The sequence below is a fragment of the Lactococcus lactis genome (assembly GCF_029023865.1).
Taxonomy (GTDB): Bacteria; Bacillota; Bacilli; order Lactobacillales; family Streptococcaceae; genus Lactococcus; species Lactococcus lactis.
Genome location: NZ_CP118970.1, coordinates 1 through 21387, shown reverse-complemented (window position 1 = coordinate 21387; position 21387 = coordinate 1). Strand labels below are relative to the sequence as shown.

At 35.1% G+C, this 21387-nt stretch carries 20 protein-coding genes and 4 pseudogenes; 7 read left to right on the top strand and 17 right to left on the bottom strand.

The window, feature by feature from the left end; translation table 11 throughout:
• The first annotated feature begins 174 nt into the window (after nucleotides 1-174).
• Nucleotides 175-1326: a RepB family plasmid replication initiator protein gene (locus PYW37_RS12970; protein WP_021214637.1), complete on the top strand. Its 1152-nt coding sequence runs from the start codon at nucleotides 175-177 to the stop codon at nucleotides 1324-1326.
• Nucleotides 1327-1488 carry a hypothetical protein gene (locus PYW37_RS12965; protein WP_021216441.1) on the top strand — a complete coding sequence of 54 codons (162 nt, stop codon included), beginning with the start codon at nucleotides 1327-1329 and terminating at the stop codon, nucleotides 1486-1488.
• A gap of 19 nt (nucleotides 1489-1507) precedes the next feature.
• Here PYW37_RS12965 and PYW37_RS12960 read toward each other — a convergent pair whose 3' ends face one another.
• Both PYW37_RS12960 and PYW37_RS12955 read right to left on the bottom strand, forming a co-directional pair.
• Nucleotides 1508-1885, bottom strand: coding sequence for a hypothetical protein (locus PYW37_RS12960; RefSeq protein ID WP_050428207.1), 378 nt, complete (start codon nucleotides 1883-1885; stop codon nucleotides 1508-1510).
• A gap of 5 nt (nucleotides 1886-1890) precedes the next feature.
• A complete protein-coding gene (locus PYW37_RS12955; protein ID WP_021216438.1) occupies nucleotides 1891-2172 on the bottom strand; it encodes a hypothetical protein in 282 nt (93 codons plus the stop codon).
• 249 nt (nucleotides 2173-2421) lie between these two features.
• Here PYW37_RS12955 and mobQ point away from each other — a divergent pair, with 249 nt between their 5' ends.
• Nucleotides 2422-4443 carry a MobQ family relaxase gene (gene mobQ, locus PYW37_RS12950; RefSeq protein ID WP_025017233.1) on the top strand — a complete coding sequence of 674 codons (2022 nt, stop codon included), beginning with the start codon at nucleotides 2422-2424 and terminating at the stop codon, nucleotides 4441-4443.
• Nucleotides 4444-4672: 229 nt separating this feature from the next.
• On the opposite strand, the gene PYW37_RS12945 is transcribed toward mobQ, so the two are convergent.
• Complete coding sequence (locus tag PYW37_RS12945; RefSeq protein WP_015081734.1) at nucleotides 4673-5503, bottom strand: AAC(3) family N-acetyltransferase; 831 nt, start codon at nucleotides 5501-5503, stop codon at nucleotides 4673-4675.
• 82 nt (nucleotides 5504-5585) lie between these two features.
• Nucleotides 5586-6476: pseudogene (locus PYW37_RS12940) on the bottom strand (IS982-like element ISLll1 family transposase).
• A 716-nt stretch (nucleotides 6477-7192) separates the two neighbouring features.
• On the opposite strand from PYW37_RS12940, the gene PYW37_RS12935 reads away from it, so the two are divergent.
• Nucleotides 7193-7372 (top strand): putative holin-like toxin, encoded by a 180-nt coding sequence (locus PYW37_RS12935; RefSeq protein ID WP_098384394.1) that lies wholly within the window; start codon nucleotides 7193-7195, stop codon nucleotides 7370-7372.
• Nucleotides 7373-8258: 886 nt separating this feature from the next.
• Here PYW37_RS12935 and mscL read toward each other — a convergent pair.
• The 10 genes and pseudogenes from mscL to lacA form a co-directional block, all read right to left on the bottom strand.
• Complete coding sequence (mscL, locus tag PYW37_RS12930; RefSeq protein ID WP_025017224.1) at nucleotides 8259-8633, bottom strand: large-conductance mechanosensitive channel protein MscL; 375 nt, start codon at nucleotides 8631-8633, stop codon at nucleotides 8259-8261.
• 250 nt (nucleotides 8634-8883) lie between these two features.
• A complete protein-coding gene (locus PYW37_RS12925) occupies nucleotides 8884-9783 on the bottom strand; it encodes an aldose 1-epimerase family protein (protein ID WP_021214647.1) in 900 nt (299 codons plus the stop codon).
• A gap of 20 nt (nucleotides 9784-9803) precedes the next feature.
• Nucleotides 9804-10075, bottom strand: a pseudogene (locus tag PYW37_RS12920) (DUF3884 family protein).
• Nucleotides 10075-11481, bottom strand: a complete 1407-nt coding sequence (gene lacG, locus PYW37_RS12915; RefSeq protein ID WP_003131735.1) for a 6-phospho-beta-galactosidase — start codon at nucleotides 11479-11481, stop codon at nucleotides 10075-10077. Before lacG ends, PYW37_RS12920 begins: the two are co-directional and overlap by 1 nt.
• Nucleotides 11482-11585: 104 nt before the next feature.
• Nucleotides 11586-13292, bottom strand: coding sequence for a lactose-specific PTS transporter subunit EIIC (locus PYW37_RS12910; RefSeq protein WP_021214650.1), 1707 nt, complete (start codon nucleotides 13290-13292; stop codon nucleotides 11586-11588).
• A 3-nt stretch (nucleotides 13293-13295) separates the two neighbouring features.
• Entirely contained in the window at nucleotides 13296-13613 is a 318-nt protein-coding gene (locus PYW37_RS12905) for a PTS lactose/cellobiose transporter subunit IIA (protein WP_014011534.1), read from the bottom strand.
• Nucleotides 13614-13640: 27 nt separating this feature from the next.
• A complete protein-coding gene (gene lacD / locus PYW37_RS12900) occupies nucleotides 13641-14621 on the bottom strand; it encodes a tagatose-bisphosphate aldolase (RefSeq protein WP_003131732.1) in 981 nt (326 codons plus the stop codon).
• Between the two features lie 2 nt (nucleotides 14622-14623).
• Complete coding sequence (gene lacC / locus PYW37_RS12895; RefSeq protein WP_002290553.1) at nucleotides 14624-15556, bottom strand: tagatose-6-phosphate kinase; 933 nt, start codon at nucleotides 15554-15556, stop codon at nucleotides 14624-14626.
• 10 nt (nucleotides 15557-15566) lie between these two features.
• A complete protein-coding gene (gene lacB / locus PYW37_RS12890; protein ID WP_021214651.1) occupies nucleotides 15567-16082 on the bottom strand; it encodes a galactose-6-phosphate isomerase subunit LacB in 516 nt (171 codons plus the stop codon).
• A gap of 16 nt (nucleotides 16083-16098) precedes the next feature.
• A complete protein-coding gene (gene lacA, locus PYW37_RS12885; RefSeq protein WP_003131727.1) occupies nucleotides 16099-16524 on the bottom strand; it encodes a galactose-6-phosphate isomerase subunit LacA in 426 nt (141 codons plus the stop codon).
• A gap of 477 nt (nucleotides 16525-17001) precedes the next feature.
• On the opposite strand from lacA, the gene PYW37_RS12880 reads away from it, so the two are divergent.
• The gene (locus PYW37_RS12880) at nucleotides 17002-17769 is read left to right on the top strand and encodes a DeoR/GlpR family DNA-binding transcription regulator (RefSeq protein WP_021214652.1); all 768 of its coding nucleotides are present in this window, start codon (nucleotides 17002-17004) and stop codon (nucleotides 17767-17769) included.
• Nucleotides 17770-18039: 270 nt separating this feature from the next.
• Complete coding sequence (locus PYW37_RS13330) at nucleotides 18040-18141, top strand: type I toxin-antitoxin system Fst family toxin (RefSeq protein ID WP_109009866.1); 102 nt, start codon at nucleotides 18040-18042, stop codon at nucleotides 18139-18141.
• A 125-nt stretch (nucleotides 18142-18266) separates the two neighbouring features.
• Here the strand turns inward: PYW37_RS13330 and PYW37_RS12875 are convergent, their stop codons facing one another.
• A complete protein-coding gene (locus tag PYW37_RS12875) occupies nucleotides 18267-18848 on the bottom strand; it encodes a recombinase family protein (protein ID WP_021214655.1) in 582 nt (193 codons plus the stop codon).
• Nucleotides 18849-18940: 92 nt separating this feature from the next.
• Here PYW37_RS12875 and PYW37_RS12870 point away from each other — a divergent pair.
• Nucleotides 18941-19473: pseudogene (locus PYW37_RS12870) on the top strand (IS3-like element IS981 family transposase); the annotation flags it as partial.
• Here PYW37_RS12870 and PYW37_RS12865 read toward each other — a convergent pair.
• A pseudogene (locus PYW37_RS12865) lies at nucleotides 19460-19579 on the bottom strand (O-methyltransferase); the annotation flags it as partial. The pseudogenes PYW37_RS12870 and PYW37_RS12865 sit on opposite strands and share 14 nt — an antisense overlap.
• A 2-nt stretch (nucleotides 19580-19581) precedes the next feature.
• The gene (pepF, locus tag PYW37_RS12860; protein WP_003132689.1) at nucleotides 19582-21387 is read right to left on the bottom strand and encodes an oligoendopeptidase F; all 1806 of its coding nucleotides are present in this window, start codon (nucleotides 21385-21387) and stop codon (nucleotides 19582-19584) included.

The following is a 21387-nucleotide window of genomic DNA, read 5'->3' as shown; positions in this document are numbered from 1 at the left end:
AAAACTGTTTACATGTGTACAAAAAACTGTTTACATGTGTACAAAAAACTGTTTACATGTGTACAAAAAAATTGTTAAAGTACACGTGTAGTGATATAATAAAAGCATAGAGAAATTCACTCGCAAAAATGGTTTCTCTATGCCAGACTAAAACACGCAAAGGAGCGTATTTATATGCCCATTATAACAGAAAAACAAAATAATCAAAAGCAGGTACTGACCTTGAATGACCTTGAAAAACGCAAAGTGGTAGAGCATAACAGCTTGATAACGTCTATTGCTAAAATGGATAAAACACCCTTGAAAATGTTTGAATTAGCGGTGTCGTGTATTGATACGGAGAACCCACCGAAAGACAATACCGTTTATCTCTCAAAGACTGACCTTTTCGCTTTCTTTAAAGTTTCCGACAATGATAAGCATAGTCGCTTTAAACAAGCGGTTGAGAAAATGCAAAAACAAGCTTTTTTTCAAATCAAAGAAGAACAAGGAAAGGGTTTTAAATTCAAAAGCATTGTGCCTATCCCTTACGTAGAATGGACGGATTATAACGACGAAGTAAAAATTGAATTTCATCGTGAAATTATGCCTTACTTAATCAATCTCAAAAAGAATTTTACCCAACACGCTTTATCAGATATAGCCGAACTCAATAGCAAGTACAGCATTATCTTGTATCGGTGGTTATCCATGAATTACAATCAATACGAGCATTACAGCAACAAGGGCGGGCGGAGAGTGGAGCAAGTGGAAGCCTACCGCAACCCCACCATTTCAATGGAAGAGTTACGAATTATGACAGATACAGTTAATGAGTATAAAGATTTTAGAAATTTTGAAAAAAGAATTTTAAAAAATTCTATTGAAGAAATTACAGAACATACCTCTTTTAACGTGACTTATGACAAGATTAAGAAAGGGCGTTCGATTGATTCTATCGTCTTTCATATTACGAAGAAACGCCGAGCAGACGATAACAGTTACAAGCTAGAGGATAAAACGTACAAGGAAGTGAAAATTGAAAAAGAACAAAGTGAAGCTATTTTAGTTAAGCAAGCAATGGAAAGTAAATATACAAGGTTATTATTGGAGAATTTCCTTTTATCGCCTTATGAAATGACAGATACAACACTTATGGCTGGCTTGCAAAAAAATGTTTATCCAAAGTATGACGAACTCAAAACATTACGAGGACTTGAGGGGGTCAAAAAGCACCTCTCATACGTTCGTGAGAAGCAAGAACCTTATTCAAAAGGGAACATTGCAAAGTATCTTAAAAAGGCAATTGAACAATACCTACCAACGGTTAAAAGGCAGGAACTTTAAATGAACAAAATAATTAGTATCAAACAAAAATTTTTGTGTAAAGATTGTGATTATATTTTAGAAATTTCTCGTTTAAAAGTAAAAAAAGCAAAACAATATGGTGGTGTCTATTGCCCAAGGTGTGGCAAAAAAATTATGGATAATAAAATAAAAAAAGTTTAGAGATTACTCTAAACTTTTTTTATTTTTTATACTTATCAGGTTTTTGTTCATTTATCATATTTGCAAAAACTTGTAAAAGTTGTTCTGTTTCATCAACAGTTAAATGTTTTGCTTCAAGATATTTTTCAAGTAAAGCGCCTTTTTGAATTAATTGCCGTGTCCGTTTTTTTCGTTCTTTATAGTTTTCAGAATTATTCTGTAAAACAGAACGATTAATTTTTATTTGAACTTGTTTTGCTTTTTCTCTTTCTTGAATCAACAAATTTTCTAATTTCTTAATTTGTTCAAAATCAAGTTGTTCATTATCAAATTTTTTTAAAATTGTTTCTTGCTTATTGATTGCCTTTTCTAACTGTTCAATCGAGGAAGATAAATCTTTTTTATTTTTAATAGTCATAACTATTACTCATTCAAAGGTTTATTTTCATTTTCTAAAGTCGTATTTTTGAATTGTTGATGAACTGCATTTTTTGAATTTGAAATGACTAAAGAAACAAATTTTTTAATCTTATCTTCTGAATCAAAATCAGAAATAGAAATTTCTAAACCTTTTAAGAGTTCTTCTCCAATACGAGTATTAATGTATCTTTTTTGTTGTCCAATTTTTCTATTGATAATTTTAATGTCTTCTTGTTTCTTTGCTAATTCTTTTTGTAAATCTTCCAAGCTTTTTTTCTTTGCCATAACTTCCTAGTCCTTTCTTATTTGAAACACTTCTTGATAATTATATTCTATCAAATCCATCAAAATAAGGCAAAAGACAGATAAGTACAAAATACTAATAAAAAGTGGTAAAATATCCCTATAAGATATAAGGGCGCACTTATATACCATGAAAAATCATGTTATAAATTGCCAATCTTTCAGATTGAACGTGTTGAAAAAACTCGCTTTGCTCGTGTAAAAAATAAAAAAGAAAGGAGAACACTTCTTATGGCTATTTATCATTTTGAAGCTAAAGTTATTTCAAGAGGGAAAGGACAGTCTGCAATTGCTAGCGCCTCTTATCGTAGTGGGGAAAAATTATACAGTGAACGCTATAACAAATTTAATTTCTATGGTCGAAGTGTTGCTCCTAAAACTTTTATTTTAAAACCAAGCAATGCACCGGACTGGACGTTAGACCGTCAAAAATTATGGAACGAAGTAGAAAAAATCGAAAAATCAAAAAATGCTCAACTAGCAAGAGATTTTATTTTAGCGTTGCCTTCTGAATTGAACGAAGAAGAACAAGAAGAACTCCTTTTAAACTATTGTCAAGAAAATTTTGTCAATCATGGCATGGTGGCTGATATTGCTATTCATAGAGATAAAGACGGTAATCCTCATGCTCATATTATGACAACAAACCGTCCATTTAAAGAAAACGGGGATTGGGGAACTCGTCAAAAAAAAGTTTATCACTATGATGAACAAGGCAACAAAATTTACGATAAAGAAAAGAAAACTTATCAATGCTCCACAGAAAAAACAACGGATTGGGATAGTAAAGAACGCTTAAAACAATGGCGTGAAAATTGGGCAATTGCGATTAATGACTCTTTAGAAAAAAAAGGATTAAACATAACCGTAACGGATAAAAGTTTTAAAGAACAAGGAAAGAAAGAACTCCCAACAAAACACCTTGGAAGCTATGCCCATCAACTTGAATTAAAAGGATTGCCTAGTGAAAACGGGGACATCAATAGAGAAATTAAAAAGTATAATCAACTCTTATACAAACAAGAACAACTAGAAAAAGAAAACGAAGAAAAGAACCAAACAAATCCGTTTACTCGTCATTTTACGCCCAAAGAAAAACGTATTTTATCTGACCTTTCTAAAGAACTTAACGTCTTTATTTCCTTTGAGAAATTGGAAGATAAAAAGCGTATGTTAAATAACTGGAAAAACTCTGCACTAGCTAAACAAGCGATGACGAATGGGCAAGAACAAGAACCGATTTTAAGTAAAATTAAAGACCAAAAAGAAGCGGTTGAACAAGCAGAAATTCTTTTAAATAAAGAAGCCCAACGGTTTATTTCTGCTCACTATCCAAAAGTCAATACAAACGCACTTAGTCCTTATATGGCAAGAGAATTAGTTGATAAAACCATTCATAATGAACAACTTTTTGACTTAAAAGAAACGGAACAAATTTTATTTAAAAGCCAACAACAGGAATTGTCACACAATCTATCCTTGCTTTTAAAAGACCCGTATATCAGTGTTCGTGTGATGAAAGAAAAACTGAATAAACAAGAAGCTATTCTTAAAACATTCTGTGCTAAACACGATATTCAGTTAGAGAATAAAGAAAGTGTTGCTCGTCAATCCGACGAAGTTAAAAAAGCTTTCCAAGGCATTATCCAACCCCTTGCTCGCTATGAAATGGCAATAAAAGCCGTTCATTATTACCATGAAACAACGATAAAAGAACACTTGCCAATGATTGACAGAAAGCAATTGAATGGACTACAAAAAGAGCAATTGTGCAATGCTATTCTCTATTTTGGCGACCAACTCGAAGAAAAAGTAGTGATTGATGTTTTGAATGATAGACAACCTATGAAGTACGATACCGCAACGAAAGAACGCTTGCTTACAGGTTTATTAGAAGAAGGACACACTCACTTATCAGAAATAGAAAAACAGTTCTTTGAAAATCCAAGCATGAAAGTTATGTTTTTCAATGAATGTGTTCAAACGAAAGATTTTAGTCAAGCAGGCAAGCAAACATTAAAAGCTGTGTTTGATAAAAACTATACGAATGTCAAAGATGAACTTAACAAAGAAAAAAATGTGGAAGAAAAAAACTACTACCGCAACAATACAAATAATTTCAATCTGCTCAAAGGACTAGGAACAAATCTACTCTTTACGATTTTACGAGGGGAAAGCGAACCTGAACGTCTCGCTCATAAACCGAAGAAGAAAAAGCATAAAAACGATAGAGGATACAGTCCAAGAATGTAAGGGTTCTGTTGCGAAGTTTGAAAATCAAAGGCGCCCTCTCTGAACTCCAAATATCTTAGGCTGTTACTCCCATTAATACCTTGATTTCAGTATCTACTGAAATCAAGGTATTAATGGGAGTAACAGCTTCAGAGGAACACTGGTCAGAAACGTTGTTTTAAAATTTCAAACTTTGCAACAGAACTGATTGGGTTATACTGGACTATTAGGTGAATTTGTTGGTAGACGGCTATTGACTACTTCTGTTGTTCCCTTCGATAAAATCTTTTAATTTATAATACTCTATTGCCTGTTCTACTACATCTCTAAAATTATAAACAGATAAATAGCCTTTATAAATTTTCCTTCTATTAATCTCATTTTTACTTTCAAAATACCTTTGAAATTCTAAAAAATCATCATAAATATCTAAAGGAATATCCTTAAAAATAACTCGGCTCTTCTTTAAATTTTTTAGTACATATGAACTTTGGATTATTGTTTTTCTATTTAAATAGTGTTCTGCTAAGTGTATTGACGTATTTGACTCAAAATCTGTCCCAATTAATACTATTTTTGCATTATTATTTTTTAAATACAATTTTCCTAATGGGGAGTGCTTTCCTAATCCATAATCAAGTTCTTGAGTATTTAAGTATCTCGCTAATTCACCCCAAATTGCAAAAGAGTATAGCGGATGTGAAGTTCTAATAACACCATTAAATTTTCTAAAAGTTTCCGGTATCACTCCAATTCCTTTTGATACAGGAGTAGTATCTTTGTTGTATGGTAAGAGAGCTTTTCGAATAATGTCCCAAAATTCAGGAGCTACTGGAGGATACAACCATGTGCTTGGATCACTCATCTCAATGGTCTGAGTAGGCATTATAATTGTCCCTTTTTCTCCCACCCTGTCTATAATGGCATTTATTACTGCTTCTGCACCCCCAATAACATACCCTAAGGATTTCAATGAGGAATGTACAAGTACAGTATCGCCACGTTTAATATCTAACTCTGTAAGTATATCTACAATGTTTTTTTGGGTTAAAATTGGTTTTCCATCAATAGTTGGTGCCATTTTTTTACTTTTGCATTAATGGTTACACATTAATACAGCCTTTCTATAATTTTCATATACTTAAACCCGAATTGCTAGTTGATTATTTAGCCGTGACTTGATACCCGATAGAATATCTTAAAGTCTCTGGTTCCAGTGATTTAGCTGATTTTAACAGTAAAGAATACGCTAAAAGTATCATCTCTAATTTCAATTGAAAACCTTGAGGCGAACGACTTTTACAACGCTCAGCTCCTAGATTTGTCAAAAAAGAGAAAACTCGCTCAATCACTTTTCTACGTTTTGAAAAATTAGGGAAAAGGATTTTCTTTTGCTTCATGTTCTTCCTGACAGGTGTAATTAGATCAATTCCTTTTAATTCCAGCCTATCATGCAGTGACTAACCTAGATATCCCATATCTCCAAGGACTGTTGGTGTCCCAAATTGACTCAACACTTCCTCGGTCATTGAACTATCAGCCATTGAAGTAGGAGTAATTGTGTAGTCTATGACATAGCCTGATTCACTGACTAAAGCATGACATTTACATCCATAGAAGTACTGTCCCTTTGTAGCATTGTAACCAACATTTGCATAATCTCCAAGAACTTTGCTTCTGAAATTACGAATAGGCTGACACAAAGGAATGGGGAAGCTGTCAATAATGGATACACTCATTCCTTCAACCTCTTTAAAGACGAGTGCTTGGCGAATGACTTGGATACTCGGTAAGAGGGCATTACAACGGCGGACAAAGCGAGAATATTCTAGGAAATTAGGAAATAAACTTTGAGCCAATTGGTGCCTAGCTTTAAGCGTTTCACTAAAATGCAGTACGCCCCAGAGGTAACAAGCGATAACTAAGCAATCTGATGTTGCGAGATGGACGTTCTTTCGGTTTTGAACCTCAAGGGGAACACTCGTTTGATAAAGCGTCTCAATGGTTGTCAGTAAATAAACAAAAACTTTTGGAAGTGTGCTATTATAAGTCATATAAGTCGTGCGCTTTCTAATGCTTAGTGGTTTAAGATTAGGATAGCACGACTTATTTATTTTCCAATGAAATTAACTAGCAATTCGGGTATGAATATATAATAAACTATTTTTTTAAACATGTACACGACAGATAGACGACAAAAGAACGACAATCTACCGACACAAAGGTAAAACAACAGTTTTGGAGTAAATAATAAAAGCAGTAATCATACTAAAAACTGCTGACGTTAAGTCAATTTTCAGACGGAAAAACATATACCGACCCTGATGGCTTTGAATTTGAACTTCCCCTGTGGGCAACAAATAAAAGTGCCGCTGAAAAATATTTCAAACAAGAAGGCTGGCACTATTATAAAAAGTCAGCCTTTTGTAAGGACTCCTTTGAAAAAATAAATAGTGGATACTTCGTCATTGACGGCTTCAATCAGTTTTATTGTCATGACCTGATTTGCGATACTCCAGACCCTCGTTTCTTGATGACCTTAGACCAGGCACGACCATTTGCTTCAGCAACTTATAATGATGAACTCGTTCGCTTTAAAAAGGCCTTCCCTATTATGTGTCAAATCCTGAGAGGAGAATGGAGAGTTGATGTTGTGGGACATTATAAATCCCACCCTGAAATGACTTTAACCTTTGCCGGCCCAAGGTTTTAATGAATATTTCAAAAGCCCTGTAAGTCTATGACTTACGGGGCTTTTTTTGTTATAATAATGTTTGTAGAGTTTATGAACGGTAGCCTGATTGGAGGTGGTGCTTATGATTATTTCGTGGGCAAACCCTCACAAAACATGAAAGGCGAAAATTTTTTGACTGTATTTCAGGCATTGAGTCTCATGATTGCTTTTGCGACCTTGATGATTCTTGTGATAAATACAAGTAATAAAAAATGACCGTTCAGCTTAGCACGCAGTAGGCCATTTTGATGTATGTAGTGCTACCGTTCTTAAAACGGCTACATTAGAGCTTGTTAGTGCAAGCTCTTTTTTCTTTACCTTTATTTTATCACAACTTCTTTTTTTTGTCACTTCCTCTATTTTAAAAAACTGCCTTCGGAGTTCCAAAAGGAAGGCAGCTCGATAGAAAGGAATATATTTTAGGGATATCTAAAATATAAAACGATTATAACACATTACTTAAAATGGACGCACAAAAATAATCAATAAAAAAAGGATACTCTGACGAATCGTGTTAAAAATCAGAATATCCTTTTTGCACTATGTTAAGGCTAATTAAAAACACTCTCATACTCTCATAAAGTTGCCATAATAGGTGCTTTTTTTGCTTTTGTAAACCTTTGAAAAACTAAAACCGCTTAACCATGCGTTTTATGTTGATTATAAGTTTCGGAAAAACAATAATTTTTTCGAAACTTATTATTTCTAGAGTGAAAATCATTAAATTCCCTTTTAAAAATTTTTTCTTTTTTATAATGAGAAATCTCTTTCAGTCAGAAGTAAATTTTACTATGGAGATTTTAAAATTAATGACTGAGATTTTTGATGGAAATATTTATTTAAAACTGAACTCAAAAATTATTTTCGAAAGATATTGTTCATTTTGTGTTTAGATATTTGATTGTAGTCCAATAAAATATAAATGAATCTTTATCAATATTTATAAAAAGGAGAAAATTAAAACAAAAAAACTGATCACAGCACATAATGATCAGTTTTTAGCGTCTGCGCTTAGATTAAGAAGAGCAGTTTTTGATTAGTACAGTAAAATAATACCATAGTTAACTACCAAAATCAATTTATGATAATTTTCTAAGCTTTTTTACTTAGATTTTATTTTTAATAAGTCACGTATCTCAATCAGAGTGTCCAATTCTTTATTTTGATTTTCTTGCTTTTCTTTCTCTTTATGTGGAATTAATCTGTTAACAAACTTTATTATTATGAAAACAACAAATGCAGTAATAACAAAGTTAATGGTATCATTTAAAAAGGCTCCATAAGTGAATTTTATTTTATCAATATAAAAGTAGAAGTTAGCCAAGGCTGTACTTTGAACAAACATTCCTATTAAGGCGTTAATGAGATTATTAACCAAAGAAGTTACTAATCCAGTAAATGCGGACCCAATAATTACCCCAACTGCTAAGTCTAATACATTTCCTCGTAGAATAAAATTTTTAAATTCTCTTAACATTATGATTTCCTCCGTACCCAAACTATTTTCTGATTTGTTTTTGTAGCTGTCTGATGTCCTTTTTGGTTTCATCTTGTACGCTATTGATCATCTTTTTTACATCATTAGCTTTTCGTCACACACTACAGTTGACATAGACCCATAAAAAACTTAAAAACCTTGCGATGTAAGATTGGCACGAAGAAGACCAATCTATAACCACAAGGCAAACGTATTCAAATTTTATTTAAGGCTAAAATTATAACAGATTTTAATTAAGGATCGTAATGTCATAGGACTTTTTAGAAGTATCTAGAGGTAAAACTTTCGTTACCTGTCGTTTATCTTCTAAAATATTACCTTCTTCAAGTGAAGTGGAAAGCCCACTCCAAGGTTCTAAGGCAATGAATGGACTTTTATTGGTTGTAGACCACAGAATCAAGTTTGGAAAATCATCAAAATCAACTCGAAGACCTTTACCAGACTTTCTCGAGCGAAGTGTCACGCTGCGAGATTTCAGTCGGTCAAGTGTAATGGCGTCATGAGAAAAAAGTGAGTAATCCAAATCAAGAGACTTTTGGTTTTCCAAAAATGGCGTCCGATCTTGTAAATCTAATAACCCTGTCTCAGGGAAACTCTTTGGTATCGAACAAGACTCAACCTCACTAAATTCAAGAGAATAGTCCTCATACTTTTCGCCTTCTACTAAAGGACAATTGAATGCTGGATGGGCTCCAATGAAGTAAGGCATCGTTTTTTCAGTTTCCAAGTTCGTTACCTGAAACTCGGTTCTAATGGATTTCCCATTTAAGGTATAAACAACTCTTAGTTCAAACTGATAAAGGTAATTATCAAGCATCTCAGCATTTGGTTTAATACTGAAAGTCACGCTATTTTCATTAACTTCTTCAAGAGTAAATTCTTCTTTTCGAACAAAACCATGTCTACGAATTAGACCTGTAAAAAAAGGTCTTTCTTGAGGTCTATAAATAGCCCAATCATTACGTAAACTACCACAGATAGGAAATAGAATTGGTGCCTGTCCATTCCAATACTCTGGATCAGCTTGCCAGAGATATTCTAACCCATCTTTGTCTTTAATCGAAGTCAGTTGGCCACCAAGTGTTTTAAACTGAACCGTAAGATACTCGTTTTTTAATTCGATAGTCACAGTCAATTCCTTTCTTTTTGTTATTGGAAAGGCAAATAATCTACCTCGAAGTGAACAGTCTCACATATTGCTACATCGAGTAATTGTAAAACTTCCCATTCAAATTCGGATAATGCTAAATCAGAATGGCAAATCCATTCTTTTCCAGGTGAAACATACCAGTTACTACATTTTGTAGTGAGGTAGCTTCAAGCTCAGGAATTATAGGACAATCTTCGAAATTAATAATATATACCTTTTCAAAGCCTGATCTAAAAATCAGATAACAAATTATTACATTCTCAGCTGATATTACTCTATCACTTGAGTTTCTGCTAATTTCTTATACCAATGTGCTGATTTCTTAGGATAGCGTTCTTGCGTATCAAAGTCTACATAGAACAATCCATACCGTTTTTCATAACCATTTGACCATGAGAAAACGTCCATAAGTGACCAAATGAAGTAACCTTTAACATTTGCACCATCCGCAATCGCGTCTGATAAAACTTCCAAGTGTTGCTTCACGTAATCAATACGACCATCATCATAAACAGTATTATCTACAAACTCATCTTTGTATCCGAGACCGTTTTCAGTGATGTAAATCTTCTTGTAATTCGGATAATCATTTTTCACTCGCATGATTTGGTCATACAAGCCTTCAGGATAAATAATCCAATCCCAGTCTGTGCGCGGAACATAGTCAGGAGCTACTCGACGACCAACACCCTTAATTTGGTACTTAGAGCTTCCTTTTTCACCCTTACCATTGTGAATGATTTCAGTCTCACCATCAAAAGCTTGCATCCAATCACTCATGTAATAGTTGATACCAAGGAAATCATTCAAATCTTTAGCTGCGTCAAGAGCTTGGAAGTCTTCATCACGAAGATCAAGTTCTCCACCATTCTCAGCTAGGATATGGTTGACACCTTCCATTGTTTTATCTGAATAGTGCCCAAGATAGGTTGCATCCAAGATAAATTTGTTATGGATGATGTCTTCAAGTTCAGCAGCACGAACATCTGCTGGATTTTCCGGATCATAAGGGTATTTAGTTGGTAAAGCATGAACAACACCAATTTCACCTTTATAACCTTTATCCTTATACAATTTTACAGCACGTGCATGAGAGACCATCATGTTGTGGTGTGATTGGAAGACTTTGGCAAGATCATATTTAATGCCTGGAGGGAATTTACCAACCAAGTATTGACCATCACCAATTGGGCCAATTTCATTGAAAGTTGTCCAGTAGTTTACTTCTGGAAACTCTTCAAAACAGAAAGCGGCATAATCTATAAAGTGTTCTATATTTTCGCGGTTTAAGAAATCTCCATTTGAATGAAGAGCTTCTGGTGTGTCAAAATGATGCAAAGTCACAAATGGTTCAACATGACGCTTGTGGCATTCAGCAAATAGTTTATGGTAGAATTCAACACCTTTTTCATTTACTTCACCGTAACCCGTTGGGAAAATACGAGACCAGGCAATAGAAATACGAATACCATTAACACCATATTCTTCAGCTAATTCTAAATCAACTGGGTATTTATGGTAAAAATCACTTGCAGGTTCTGCTGTATACCAATAATTGTCTGCAAGATACTTATCCCATGCTACTGGGCCCTTACCATCTGTGTGAGTTGCACCTTCTGCTTGATAAGCAGCTGTAGCACCACCAAAAATAAAATCTTTAGGAAGTGTTTTAGTCATAAGTGTAAGTCCTTTCAAAAAAAGCATTTGAGACGAGATTCTGTGTTCTGAAAACCAAGGAAATGGAATGAGTGATCTCGTCTCAAATAACTTTTACAAATTTATTAATCAAACTGTTGTTGAACAAATGCAAGAGCACCTTTTCCGTCACGTGTCAATTTGATATATTGAGCTCCTTCAGTTTTTACAAGTTTAATGCCCAATTTATCTGTTTCAGCCTTCATATCATCGAAGTTTGAAGCGACCTGTGGAGCCAAGATTACCAAGTCAAACTCTGGCAACATTTCACGGTGAGCACCGTAACCACCCGCTGCCGCCTTGACTGGAACATTGTATTCTGCTGCTGCTTTGTTCAAGGCATTGGCAAGCAAGCCACTTGTACCTCCACCTGCACAAAGAACAAGGACATTAGTTTCTTTTGTGATATTATTGTTTGCTGCTACATCTTCTTTAGCAACGCCTGCTTTTCCAAGAACGGCATCTGCTTTAGCAGTATTGAAGTTTGCAGCTACTTTTTCTTTAAGAGCATCGTTTGTTTTACCAGAACGTTCTTCTTCAAGAATTTGTTCATCATATACCTTAACAAATGGGTAATAAATGATAGTATCAACAACTACCAAGAGTCCGGCTAAGATAAATGATAGAACTTGGAAGTTAGTACCGAGTACAATTCCCAACGGACCAGGAGTAACCCATGGAAGGTTGGCAGAGAATGAGTTCATGTTCAATGTGTCAACAAAGAATTTAAAGATCCAAACGTTGACAATCGGAGTGAAAATGAACGGTACAAAGAAAATCGGATTCAATACGATTGGTGCACCAAATAAGATTGGCTCATTAACCCCAAAGAATGTTGGAACAACTGAGGCACGTCCGATGGCACGGTTACGATCTGATTTACAAATCCACATGAACAAGAATGGAACAATCAATGTAGCTCCTGTTCCACCCATGGTAGCAATAAACATTTGAGTACCAGAAGTGATAACTTTATCTGCATGTTGTCCAGCTTGGATAAGATGCAAGTTGACATCGATATTGGCATAAGTGATAGCAGCGATTGCTGGTTCGACAATTGAAGGACCGTGAATACCAACAAACCAGAAGAAGGCATAAGCACCAAAGATAAGTGTAATTCCAAGGTAACCATCTGCAGCTGAGAAAAGAGGAGCAATAAGGGTACCGATTGATTCTGCAACAGTTACACCAAGAGTTCCCTTAACAAGGAGTTCAAGTCCATATAGGAGAACAACTGAGACGGTGAACGGAATCAAGTCCTTAAATACTTGAGAGATATTTGGTGGAACATCTTCAGGCATACGAATGGTAACATTATTTTTTACACAGACTTTATAAACATTAACTGTCACAAAGGCTGCGATAAATGCTGTCAAAAGGCCTTTTGTTCCCATGAAGGCTGTCAAGAAGCCTCCTTCTTTTGCAGGCTCAGCTGCCATCAAAAGGAACCCTACCATAGACGCTAGCATCGTAGATAAGAAGTTAATCTGATTGGTCGCAGGTAGGTCCCGGTTCTTTGAGTCCGTCAAAGCTTTAGCGGTAGTACCACCAACAAAGAATGCTAGGATACCCATCGAATAGCTATAAGGAGTCATCAAGAAGGTCTCAATGTCTTTTGACCAGTGGAATCCCCAAGCATTTGGGACATAGGCAATAAGGATAAAGATAGATGAGAAAAGGATGACTGGCATACCAGCAATAAATCCATCACGAATAGCACGAAGATAGATGTTTCGAGAGATTTTCTCAAAGAATGGTTTCCCTTTCTCAATAAGTTCAATGAGTTTATGCATTAATTACTTTGCTCCTCTTTTATAAAGTTCGATGAGGTGATGAATCACATCTTTTAATAAGATCGTAGTCATCAAGTGATCCTGACCATGCATCATAGTAACACTGTATGGAAGTTCCTCTCCAGAAGCTTCTCGAGCCAACATACCTGTCTGAGAACTGTGAGCCTCTGCAATACAGCTTCCTGCTTCTACTACAAGACTATCTGCCTTAGCGAAATCACCATTTTCAGCCGCTTTAAGCGCTTCTAAAAGCTTAGAGCGAGCATCTCCAGCATAAGCAACAATTTCAAACCCTAAGAGAGTCATCTCTTCTCTGTTCACACCAATATCCTCCGTTTTATGTTTTTACTATACTTTATCAGTCCATGGACTAGCTGTTTTAACAAGAACTTTGTTAAGTTCATCAATATTTTCGAATCCAGTAGTACGCAACCATTCACGTGCTGCTTTTTCACCTTCTTTGATGTAAGGTTCTACAGATCCTGCCCAAGTAGCACGTCCACAAAGCACCCCATTAAACTTGGCACCTGAGTCGTGAGCAAATTGCAATGTTTCTTGGAACAATTTAGCAGATACACCTGCACTTAGGTAGATGTATGGAAGGTTAGTCGCTTCTTCTTGTGCTTTAAAGAAGTCAGCAGCTTCAGCTTTACTGTAAACCACTTCACCATCAGCAAAACCTTCGACATATTTAACGTTAACTGGTACTTCTACTTTAAGAACATCAATGTTAAAGCGTGGATCAGAGAAAACTTTCATCGCTTCAATAACTTTGCGAGGTTTCACTTTTGCATATTCAACGGAACCTGCATCTGAGATTTCTTCATCATAAGCAAGGATTTCCAAGAAGAAAGGAATATCTTCAGCGACACATTCAGAACCAACACGTTCAATATAAGCTTGTTTTTGTTGGTTAAGTTCATCTGAGCTGTCTACATCATAGTAAAGCAAGAACTTAACGGCATCAGCGCCTTGCTCTTTGATACGCTTTGCAGACCAAACATCCAAGCAGTCAGGCAAACGTTTTGTACTTGATGTATCATAACCTGTTTTTTCATAGGCAAGAAGAAGACCTGCTTCTTTATCCAATGCTTTTGTTGCTGGAAGTCCATATTCAGGGTCAAGCAACATTGAAGAAGCGTATTTTGTAAGTTCATCAGCAACCAAAACCTTTAGTTCTTCCATTTGAGCTACAGTTGGTTCTGTATCTTGATACTGTGCCATCAAACGTTTCAAAGCACCACGTTGGTCAAATGCCAAAGCTGAGATAAAACCGTTTTTATCTGAAAGTTTTTCCAAAGATTTGCGTTTCTGTTCTGTAAGTACCATTTTTATACCTCTTTTACTCCAATTTGTGAGTTTAGTGTTTCGTAATTAGTCATATTCACATGCCCTGTCATTGTTTCTTGAGCATTTAACATACCCAATGTCATCGCATGTTTTAATAAGTCAGCGTCACTTTTTTTACTATTTAAAGCTGATGCAATACCAGCTACCGTTGAGTCCCCTGATCCGACTGGATTAACAACTGGGATATCAGGAATATCTACTTTATAGAAAACATCACCATGTTTTGCAAAGGCACCGTTTCGACCTAATGAGACCACTATCCATTCGATACCACTAAAAAGTGACTCTTTAAGAACGTCTTTGAGTTCTTCAATATCTTTTGTTACTTCTTTTCCAAGCAACTGTGAAAGTTCCTCATTATTAGGTTTGATGGCAGTAGGTTTAGCCGACGATTTTAGAACTGTTTCAAGTGGTGCACCTGAACAATCCAAAACGACTGCTACTCCTTCATCCGAAGCAAGTTGGATAAGTTTTTCATAATAATCGTTGGGAAGTCCTGAAGGCAAACTTCCTGAAATTGTGACAACTTCTGATTGCTTAATAAGATTGCTATAGTGGTCAAGAAAGCCTTCTGCTTCTTCATGAGAAATTGTTGGTCCTTGTTCCAAAATTTCTGTTTGGTTACCCTCGTGTAAGATAGCAATACAGTTTCTAGTGTTTCCTGAGATTTTATAAAAAGCTGGACTAACAGGAGATTGTTCTAATTCGCTTTCAATAAATTCACCAATTTTACCACCTAAGAAACCTGTAGCAGTAACTTTATCACCAGATTCATACAAGACTCTAGTAACATTTAAGCCTTTTCCACCAGCTGTCTTACTAACATCTTTCACCCTATTCACTGTATCAATTTTCAATGTTTCTAGAGGATAAGAGATGTCTACTGAAGGATTTAGTGTGACTGTCAGAATCATTGGTTATACCTTAATCGTGGTACTCACCACGGTCCCATTTTTCAAGGAATTCTGTAAAGAAATCCCCATCTGCTTGATGTGCATTATGTGTTTCAACGTGTTCGATTTTTGCAATCAATTTTTTATTTTCTTCTGTTGGTTTGTACTCAGCTTCAATGAAAGCTTCAATGATGTCATTCATAAGAAGACCACCAGTAATCATTCCACCAAAACCGATAACATTCGCATTAAGTTCTTCCTTAGCATATAGAGCTGACGTCATATCACGAACCAACGCTGAGCGAACACCTGGAACTTTATTGACTGCATTGTTAATGCCGACACCTGTACCACAGATACATACTCCCAAGTCTGCTTGACCACTTACTACTGCTTCACCGACTTTTTTACCATAGATAGGGTAGTGAGTACGTACGTGGTCATATGTCCCGAAATCAAGGACCTCATGTCCTTTTGATTTCAAGAATTCTGATACTGCCATTTTTACATCTGTGACAATGTGGTCACATCCAATTGCGATTTTCATTTTTTAACTCCTTTTCTTAACACATCTTGTTAAGCATATCTACTCGGACTTGATGACGTCCGCCATCATATTTACCATTGACGAAAGCTTTAGCGATGTTTTTAGCAAGCTCATCACCGACGATTTCAGCGCCAACCGTAATCATTCGTGCATTGTTATGTCCACGTGTCATATAAGCTGAGCGTTCATCTGAAACTTCTGCTGCAACCATACCTTTAATTTTAGTTGCTACCATGAATGGACCAGCTCCATAAGCATCAATTACAATACCTAAGTTTTGCTCATCTTTATTTACTTCAGAGGCAACTGCCAAGGTAACATCAACAAAATCTTGTCCGTCCTTAGTCACATCAATTACCTCAAAACCTTCTTCTACAAGAAAATTTTTCACAACATCTTTTAATCTCGTACCTTTGAGATCTGCACCAACAACAATAGCCATTTGGACTACCTCCTAAATTTTAAAAAGAAATGCTACGTAGAAGTAGAAAATATTTTGCAAAATGTTCAAGATAACGTTTTCCTCATTTCTTTGTTTATATGATATCAAACATTCAAACAAAAAGCAACTATTTTTGTTAATTTTTTGTTTGTTTTATTTGTTTTTTTAAAAAATAGATAACACCGTTAAATTATTGTTCATTTAATCCATCACAAAATGGACGTGAAATATCTATTCAGGTATTACAAAAGTCTTTTACTTTCTATAACTTACTGATTAAGAGGTCCTACTTTGTTTTCGTCTTATACAAAATCTGACCTAAGCTAATATACGTCAATCCTCTGTTCTTATTTCACCATCTAACGTTTGTTTTTGTTTGAAATTGTTTGTTTTACCTTGAAAATATTATCTTTTATGATACAATTAAAAGAGAGTTATCTTTGGAAAAAAATTACTTTATGAAAGAAAAGTCTTCATATGAACAAAAAACGACGATTAGAAAAAATTTTAGATATGTTAAAGATTGATGGGACCATAACCATAAAAGAAATAATAGATGAACTAGATATTTCCGATATGACAGCCCGTAGAGACCTTGATGCTCTAGAAGCTGATGGACTTTTAACACGTACTCATGGTGGTGCACAATTGCTTTCCTCTAAAAAGCCACTTGAAAAGACACATATCGAGAAGAAAAGTCTAAATACAAAAGAAAAAATTGACATTGCTAAAAAAGCCTGCTCTTTAATCAAAGATGGCGATACTATTTTTATTGGACCCGGAACTACACTTGTACAACTGGCATTAGAATTGAAAGGTCGTAAAGGTTATAAAATTCGTGTCATTACAAATAGTCTCCCTGTGTTCTTGATTCTAAATGATAGCGAAACCATTGATTTATTGCTTCTTGGCGGTGAATATAGAGAAATAACTGGAGCTTTTGTAGGTTCAATGGCTTCGACAAATTTAGAAGCAATGAGATTTGCCAAAGCTTTTGTTAGTGCAAATGCTGTTACCCATAATTCTATTGCTACATATAGTGACAAGGAAGGTGTGATTCAACAACTTGCCCTAAACAATGCTGTAGAAAAATTCTTATTAGTAGACAGTACTAAATTCGATCGATACGATTTCTTTAACTTCTACAATCTAGATCAACTCGATACCATCATTACAGATAACCAGATTAGCCCTCAACACTTAGAGGAATTTAGCCAGTACACTACTATTTTAAAAGCGGACTAGAATTATGACTTATAAAAATATTGGACTACTCTTAAATAATTAGACATAAAAAAAGCACCGTATGAATCAAACAATTCTACGGTGTTTTTTTATTATTTCTAATGTATGGTTTGTCGAAAATATGTACACATTATTTAACTTTCCAAAAAATTGGAGTTTTCTTGATAATTGGATATCTCCTACTACGAACATATCTATTCCCTTTTTATGGTATACTTTTTAGTGGCGTACCTTACCAATGCAGAAATGCCTTAGGGAGGGGGTGAGATAATGCTTCTGCAAATCTTCGTATCAGTAGTCGCTCCTATTGTGGTTGGAGTAATCCTTGAGCTGGTCAAGGATTGGTTAAAATACCGACGTAAGCGCCATTAATCCACATTCGCTCAGTTTCGCAGAACTGGGCGTTTTTTGTACAAAAAACTGAGGAATTCGCAGTTCCTCAGTTCCTATTGTGAGATACCACTCCCACAAATCTTCGTTAACTAAATTATAACATTTCAATAGTCTTTGTCAATAGCTTGATTTTTTGCTTTTATAAATCTTCGTTTTTGAGTCGCAATACTGATACCAGTTTTTCGCTCAATCATCTTGTAAGTCATTCCTTGCTGTTTTAACTCATAAGCAAATTGAATTTGTTCTTCGGTAAATTTTTGAGGACGCCCTTTCCTAAAACTTGGATCATGAAGCTTAGCAAAATTTTTTCCTTCCTGAGTCCTGGTTACAATAAGGTCTCGTTCAAACTGCGCAAAAGCACTGAAGATGGTAAAAATCAGCTGACCAGTAGGTGTATTATCAATAAGACCAATATTTAATATATGAACCTTAATTCCTCTATTAAATAACGATTGAACAATTTCTAAAACTTCTCTAGTGTTCCTGGCTAATCGGTCTAACTTTGTCACAATTAAAGTGTCACCATCCTTTAACTTTTTAAATACTAGATTAAATTGTGGACGTTCGACTGTAGTTCCAGTAAACTTTTCTTGGAAAACTTCTTCTGCTCCTGCTTCTTTCAGAACTTCAATTTGAGATTCTAATTTTTGTTCAAAAGTACTGACACGTGCATACCCAATTTTCATATTTTGACCTCTATTAATAACCCTAAGTTGTGAGTGATGTTATCCTTAAATCTTAGAGTCACTATTGTATAATTTAGACAAAGGACAAAAACATGCAAAAACGCTACTCAAAAGAATTTAAAGAAACCCTTATCGCCTTCTATCATTCTGGTCAATCCGTCACCCAGCTGTCTAAAGAATACGACGTGGCCCCTGCAACAATTTATAAATGGATAGACCTCTACTCTAAATCTAATGAAAGCTCCGTCTCTAAAGCTGATTTTCTAGAATTAAAAAGACAACTGGCTAAAGTTAAGGAAGAACGAGACATCTTAAAAAAAGTATTGACCATATTCGCCGAGAAAAAGAAGTGAGTGCTGCGGATATGGCTCAAACCATACAAACTTTAGCACTCAATGTCAGACTAAGCTGTCAACTCCTTGATGTTCCTGAATCAAGTTATTATGAACGGATTAACCGACATCCATCTAAAACTCAATTAAGGAGACAATACCTGTCACTCAAAATTTCTCAACTCTTCAATGCTAACCGAGGAATCTATGGTGCTCCTAAAATTCATCATCTTCTACTTAAACAAGGGGAAAAAGTCGGGTTAAAACTGGTACAGAAGCTAATGAAGCAAGTTCTCCGGTTATTTGTGTTTGACTTGAACGCATCCATTCTACTAACTCTGCTTTGACAACTGGTCGATTCATCATGGGGTTACTTGTACGTTTATATGTTTCAACCATTTTTAAAGATGGACTCCTTTTTCAACTAATTTTTCTAATTCACTCAATCGATTTTCAAAAAGCTCAAAGGCAGCATCTAAATAATCGGTAGATTCCATATCAACTCCAGCTTTGGCAATTACTTCTAAAGGATAAGCTGAGGAACCAGCCTTTAAATATTCAAGATATTTTTGACGATCCTCAGTTGAACCATGAACAACTTTTTCAGCCAAGAAAGTTGCCGCAGCAAAACCTGTTGCGTATTGAAAAACATAGAAATTATAATAAAAATGCGGAATTCTAGCCCATTCATACTGAATTTCTGGATTTTCTTTGACTGCTAAATTATAGTATTTTTCATTTATTTCGCCATAAAGTGAGTTTAAGTATTCACTTGTTAACACTTCACCGGCAGCATCTGCTTCATGAATTTTTTGTTCAAATTCGGCAAATTGACTCTGACGGAAAACAGTTCCACGGAAACTATCAAGCCAGTGGTTCAAAAGGGCGAAGCGCTCCTTATCATCTTTACTTTCCTTTAATAAAGTTTCAGTTAAAATATTTTCATTTGTAGTTGAGGCAATTTCAGCTAAAAAGATTGGATAATCCCCATAAACATATGGTTGGTTTTCACGCGTGAAAGCACTATGCATTGAGTGCCCCATTTCATGAACTAAAGTAAAAAGATCATCTAACGTTTCTTGCCAATTTAGAAGCATAAAAGCATTGGTATCATAAGATCCACCTGAATAAGCACCCGAACGTTTTCCGATATTTTCTTCGACATCAATCCATCTTTGTTCAAAAGCTGCTTTAACTTTTCCTTTATATTCTTTACCAAATATCGCTAAAACTTCTTCTGCTTTTTTCACTCCATCTTCATAGTTAAATTTATAATCTAAATTAGATAATGGAGTATAGATATCATACATCTTTAAATCAGTAATTCCTAAAATTTTCTTGCGTAGTTCAATATAACGATGTAAAAGTGGCAAATGTTGATGAATGGCCTCCATCAAAACATCGTAAACTTTTTCTGGAACAAAATTATTAGCCAGAGCAGCTTGACGGGCTGAATCATAAGAGCGGATTTGGGCTTTAAGATTATGGACTTTTACATTAGTCTGTAAGGTCTTTGCATAAGTATGCTGATATTGTTCATAATTACTATAAAGTGCTTTGTAGGCTGCTTTTCGTACTCCCCTATTCTTACTTTCCATTAAGGAAGAGTAATTTCCATGCGTGAGTTGGATCATCTCATCAGATTCATTTTTGACCATAGGTAACTTAATATCCGCATTATCAAAAATTTCAAAAGTTTCTGAAGGACTTTCAAAAATTTCACCAGCCGCAGCCAATAACTTTTCCTCTTTTTGACTAAGAATATGCGCTTTTTTTGCAAAAAGGCGCTCAAACATATGGTCATAGTTTTTTAATTTTTGAAGCTCCCCCAACCATTTGTTATAAACTTCTTTTGAAATTTTCAAAAATTCAGGTTCATAGAAGGCATAGACCTCTCCGAATTTCACATAGAGGGCTGTTGCTTTTGATTGATACTCCTGATATTTAGCCTCTCTGGTATCTTGATCATTTTTCATTGAAGCATAAACATATAGTTTTTCAACTTGTTGAGAAATGGATAGCATTTTTTCGGTAATTGTCAGAAGACTTTCAGCTGAATCAAGTAAATGACCAGGGTCTGTCTCTTCAACGAGTGAAAGTTCGCTTTTTATTCTAGTTAGCTCTGCTTCCCATTCTTTATCTGTTTTATAAATTGTTGTCAAATCCCAAGTTAATTTTTCAGGAATTTCATTTCTATTCTTAGCCAT

Bases quoted from the DNA above. Each gene is read 5' to 3' on its own strand.
- PYW37_RS12875 (WP_021214655.1), bottom strand. From the start codon at position 18,848: ATGAAAATTGGGTATGCACGTGTCAGTACTTTTGAACAAAAATTAGAA.
- lacC (WP_002290553.1), bottom strand. From the start codon at position 15,556: ATGATTCTGACAGTCACACTAAATCCTTCAGTAGACATCTCTTATCCT.
- lacB (WP_021214651.1), bottom strand. From the start codon at position 16,082: ATGAAAATCGCAATTGGATGTGACCACATTGTCACAGATGTAAAAATG.
- mobQ (WP_025017233.1), top strand. From the start codon at position 2,422: ATGGCTATTTATCATTTTGAAGCTAAAGTTATTTCAAGAGGGAAAGGA.
- PYW37_RS12965 (WP_021216441.1), top strand. From the start codon at position 1,327: ATGAACAAAATAATTAGTATCAAACAAAAATTTTTGTGTAAAGATTGT.
- PYW37_RS13330 (WP_109009866.1), top strand. From the start codon at position 18,040: ATGCTTCTGCAAATCTTCGTATCAGTAGTCGCTCCTATTGTGGTTGGA.
- PYW37_RS12945 (WP_015081734.1), bottom strand. From the start codon at position 5,503: ATGGCACCAACTATTGATGGAAAACCAATTTTAACCCAAAAAAACATT.
- pepF (WP_003132689.1), bottom strand. From the start codon at position 21,387: ATGGCTAAGAATAGAAATGAAATTCCTGAAAAATTAACTTGGGATTTG.
- lacG (WP_003131735.1), bottom strand. From the start codon at position 11,481: ATGACTAAAACACTTCCTAAAGATTTTATTTTTGGTGGTGCTACAGCT.
- PYW37_RS12960 (WP_050428207.1), bottom strand. From the start codon at position 1,885: ATGACTATTAAAAATAAAAAAGATTTATCTTCCTCGATTGAACAGTTA.
- PYW37_RS12970 (WP_021214637.1), top strand. From the start codon at position 175: ATGCCCATTATAACAGAAAAACAAAATAATCAAAAGCAGGTACTGACC.
- lacA (WP_003131727.1), bottom strand. From the start codon at position 16,524: ATGGCTATTGTTGTTGGTGCAGATCTCAAAGGTACGAGATTAAAAGAT.
- PYW37_RS12935 (WP_098384394.1), top strand. From the start codon at position 7,193: ATGTTTGTAGAGTTTATGAACGGTAGCCTGATTGGAGGTGGTGCTTAT.
- mscL (WP_025017224.1), bottom strand. From the start codon at position 8,633: ATGTTAAGAGAATTTAAAAATTTTATTCTACGAGGAAATGTATTAGAC.
- PYW37_RS12955 (WP_021216438.1), bottom strand. From the start codon at position 2,172: ATGGCAAAGAAAAAAAGCTTGGAAGATTTACAAAAAGAATTAGCAAAG.
- PYW37_RS12910 (WP_021214650.1), bottom strand. From the start codon at position 13,292: ATGCATAAACTCATTGAACTTATTGAGAAAGGGAAACCATTCTTTGAG.
- PYW37_RS12880 (WP_021214652.1), top strand. From the start codon at position 17,002: ATGAACAAAAAACGACGATTAGAAAAAATTTTAGATATGTTAAAGATT.
- lacD (WP_003131732.1), bottom strand. From the start codon at position 14,621: ATGGTACTTACAGAACAGAAACGCAAATCTTTGGAAAAACTTTCAGAT.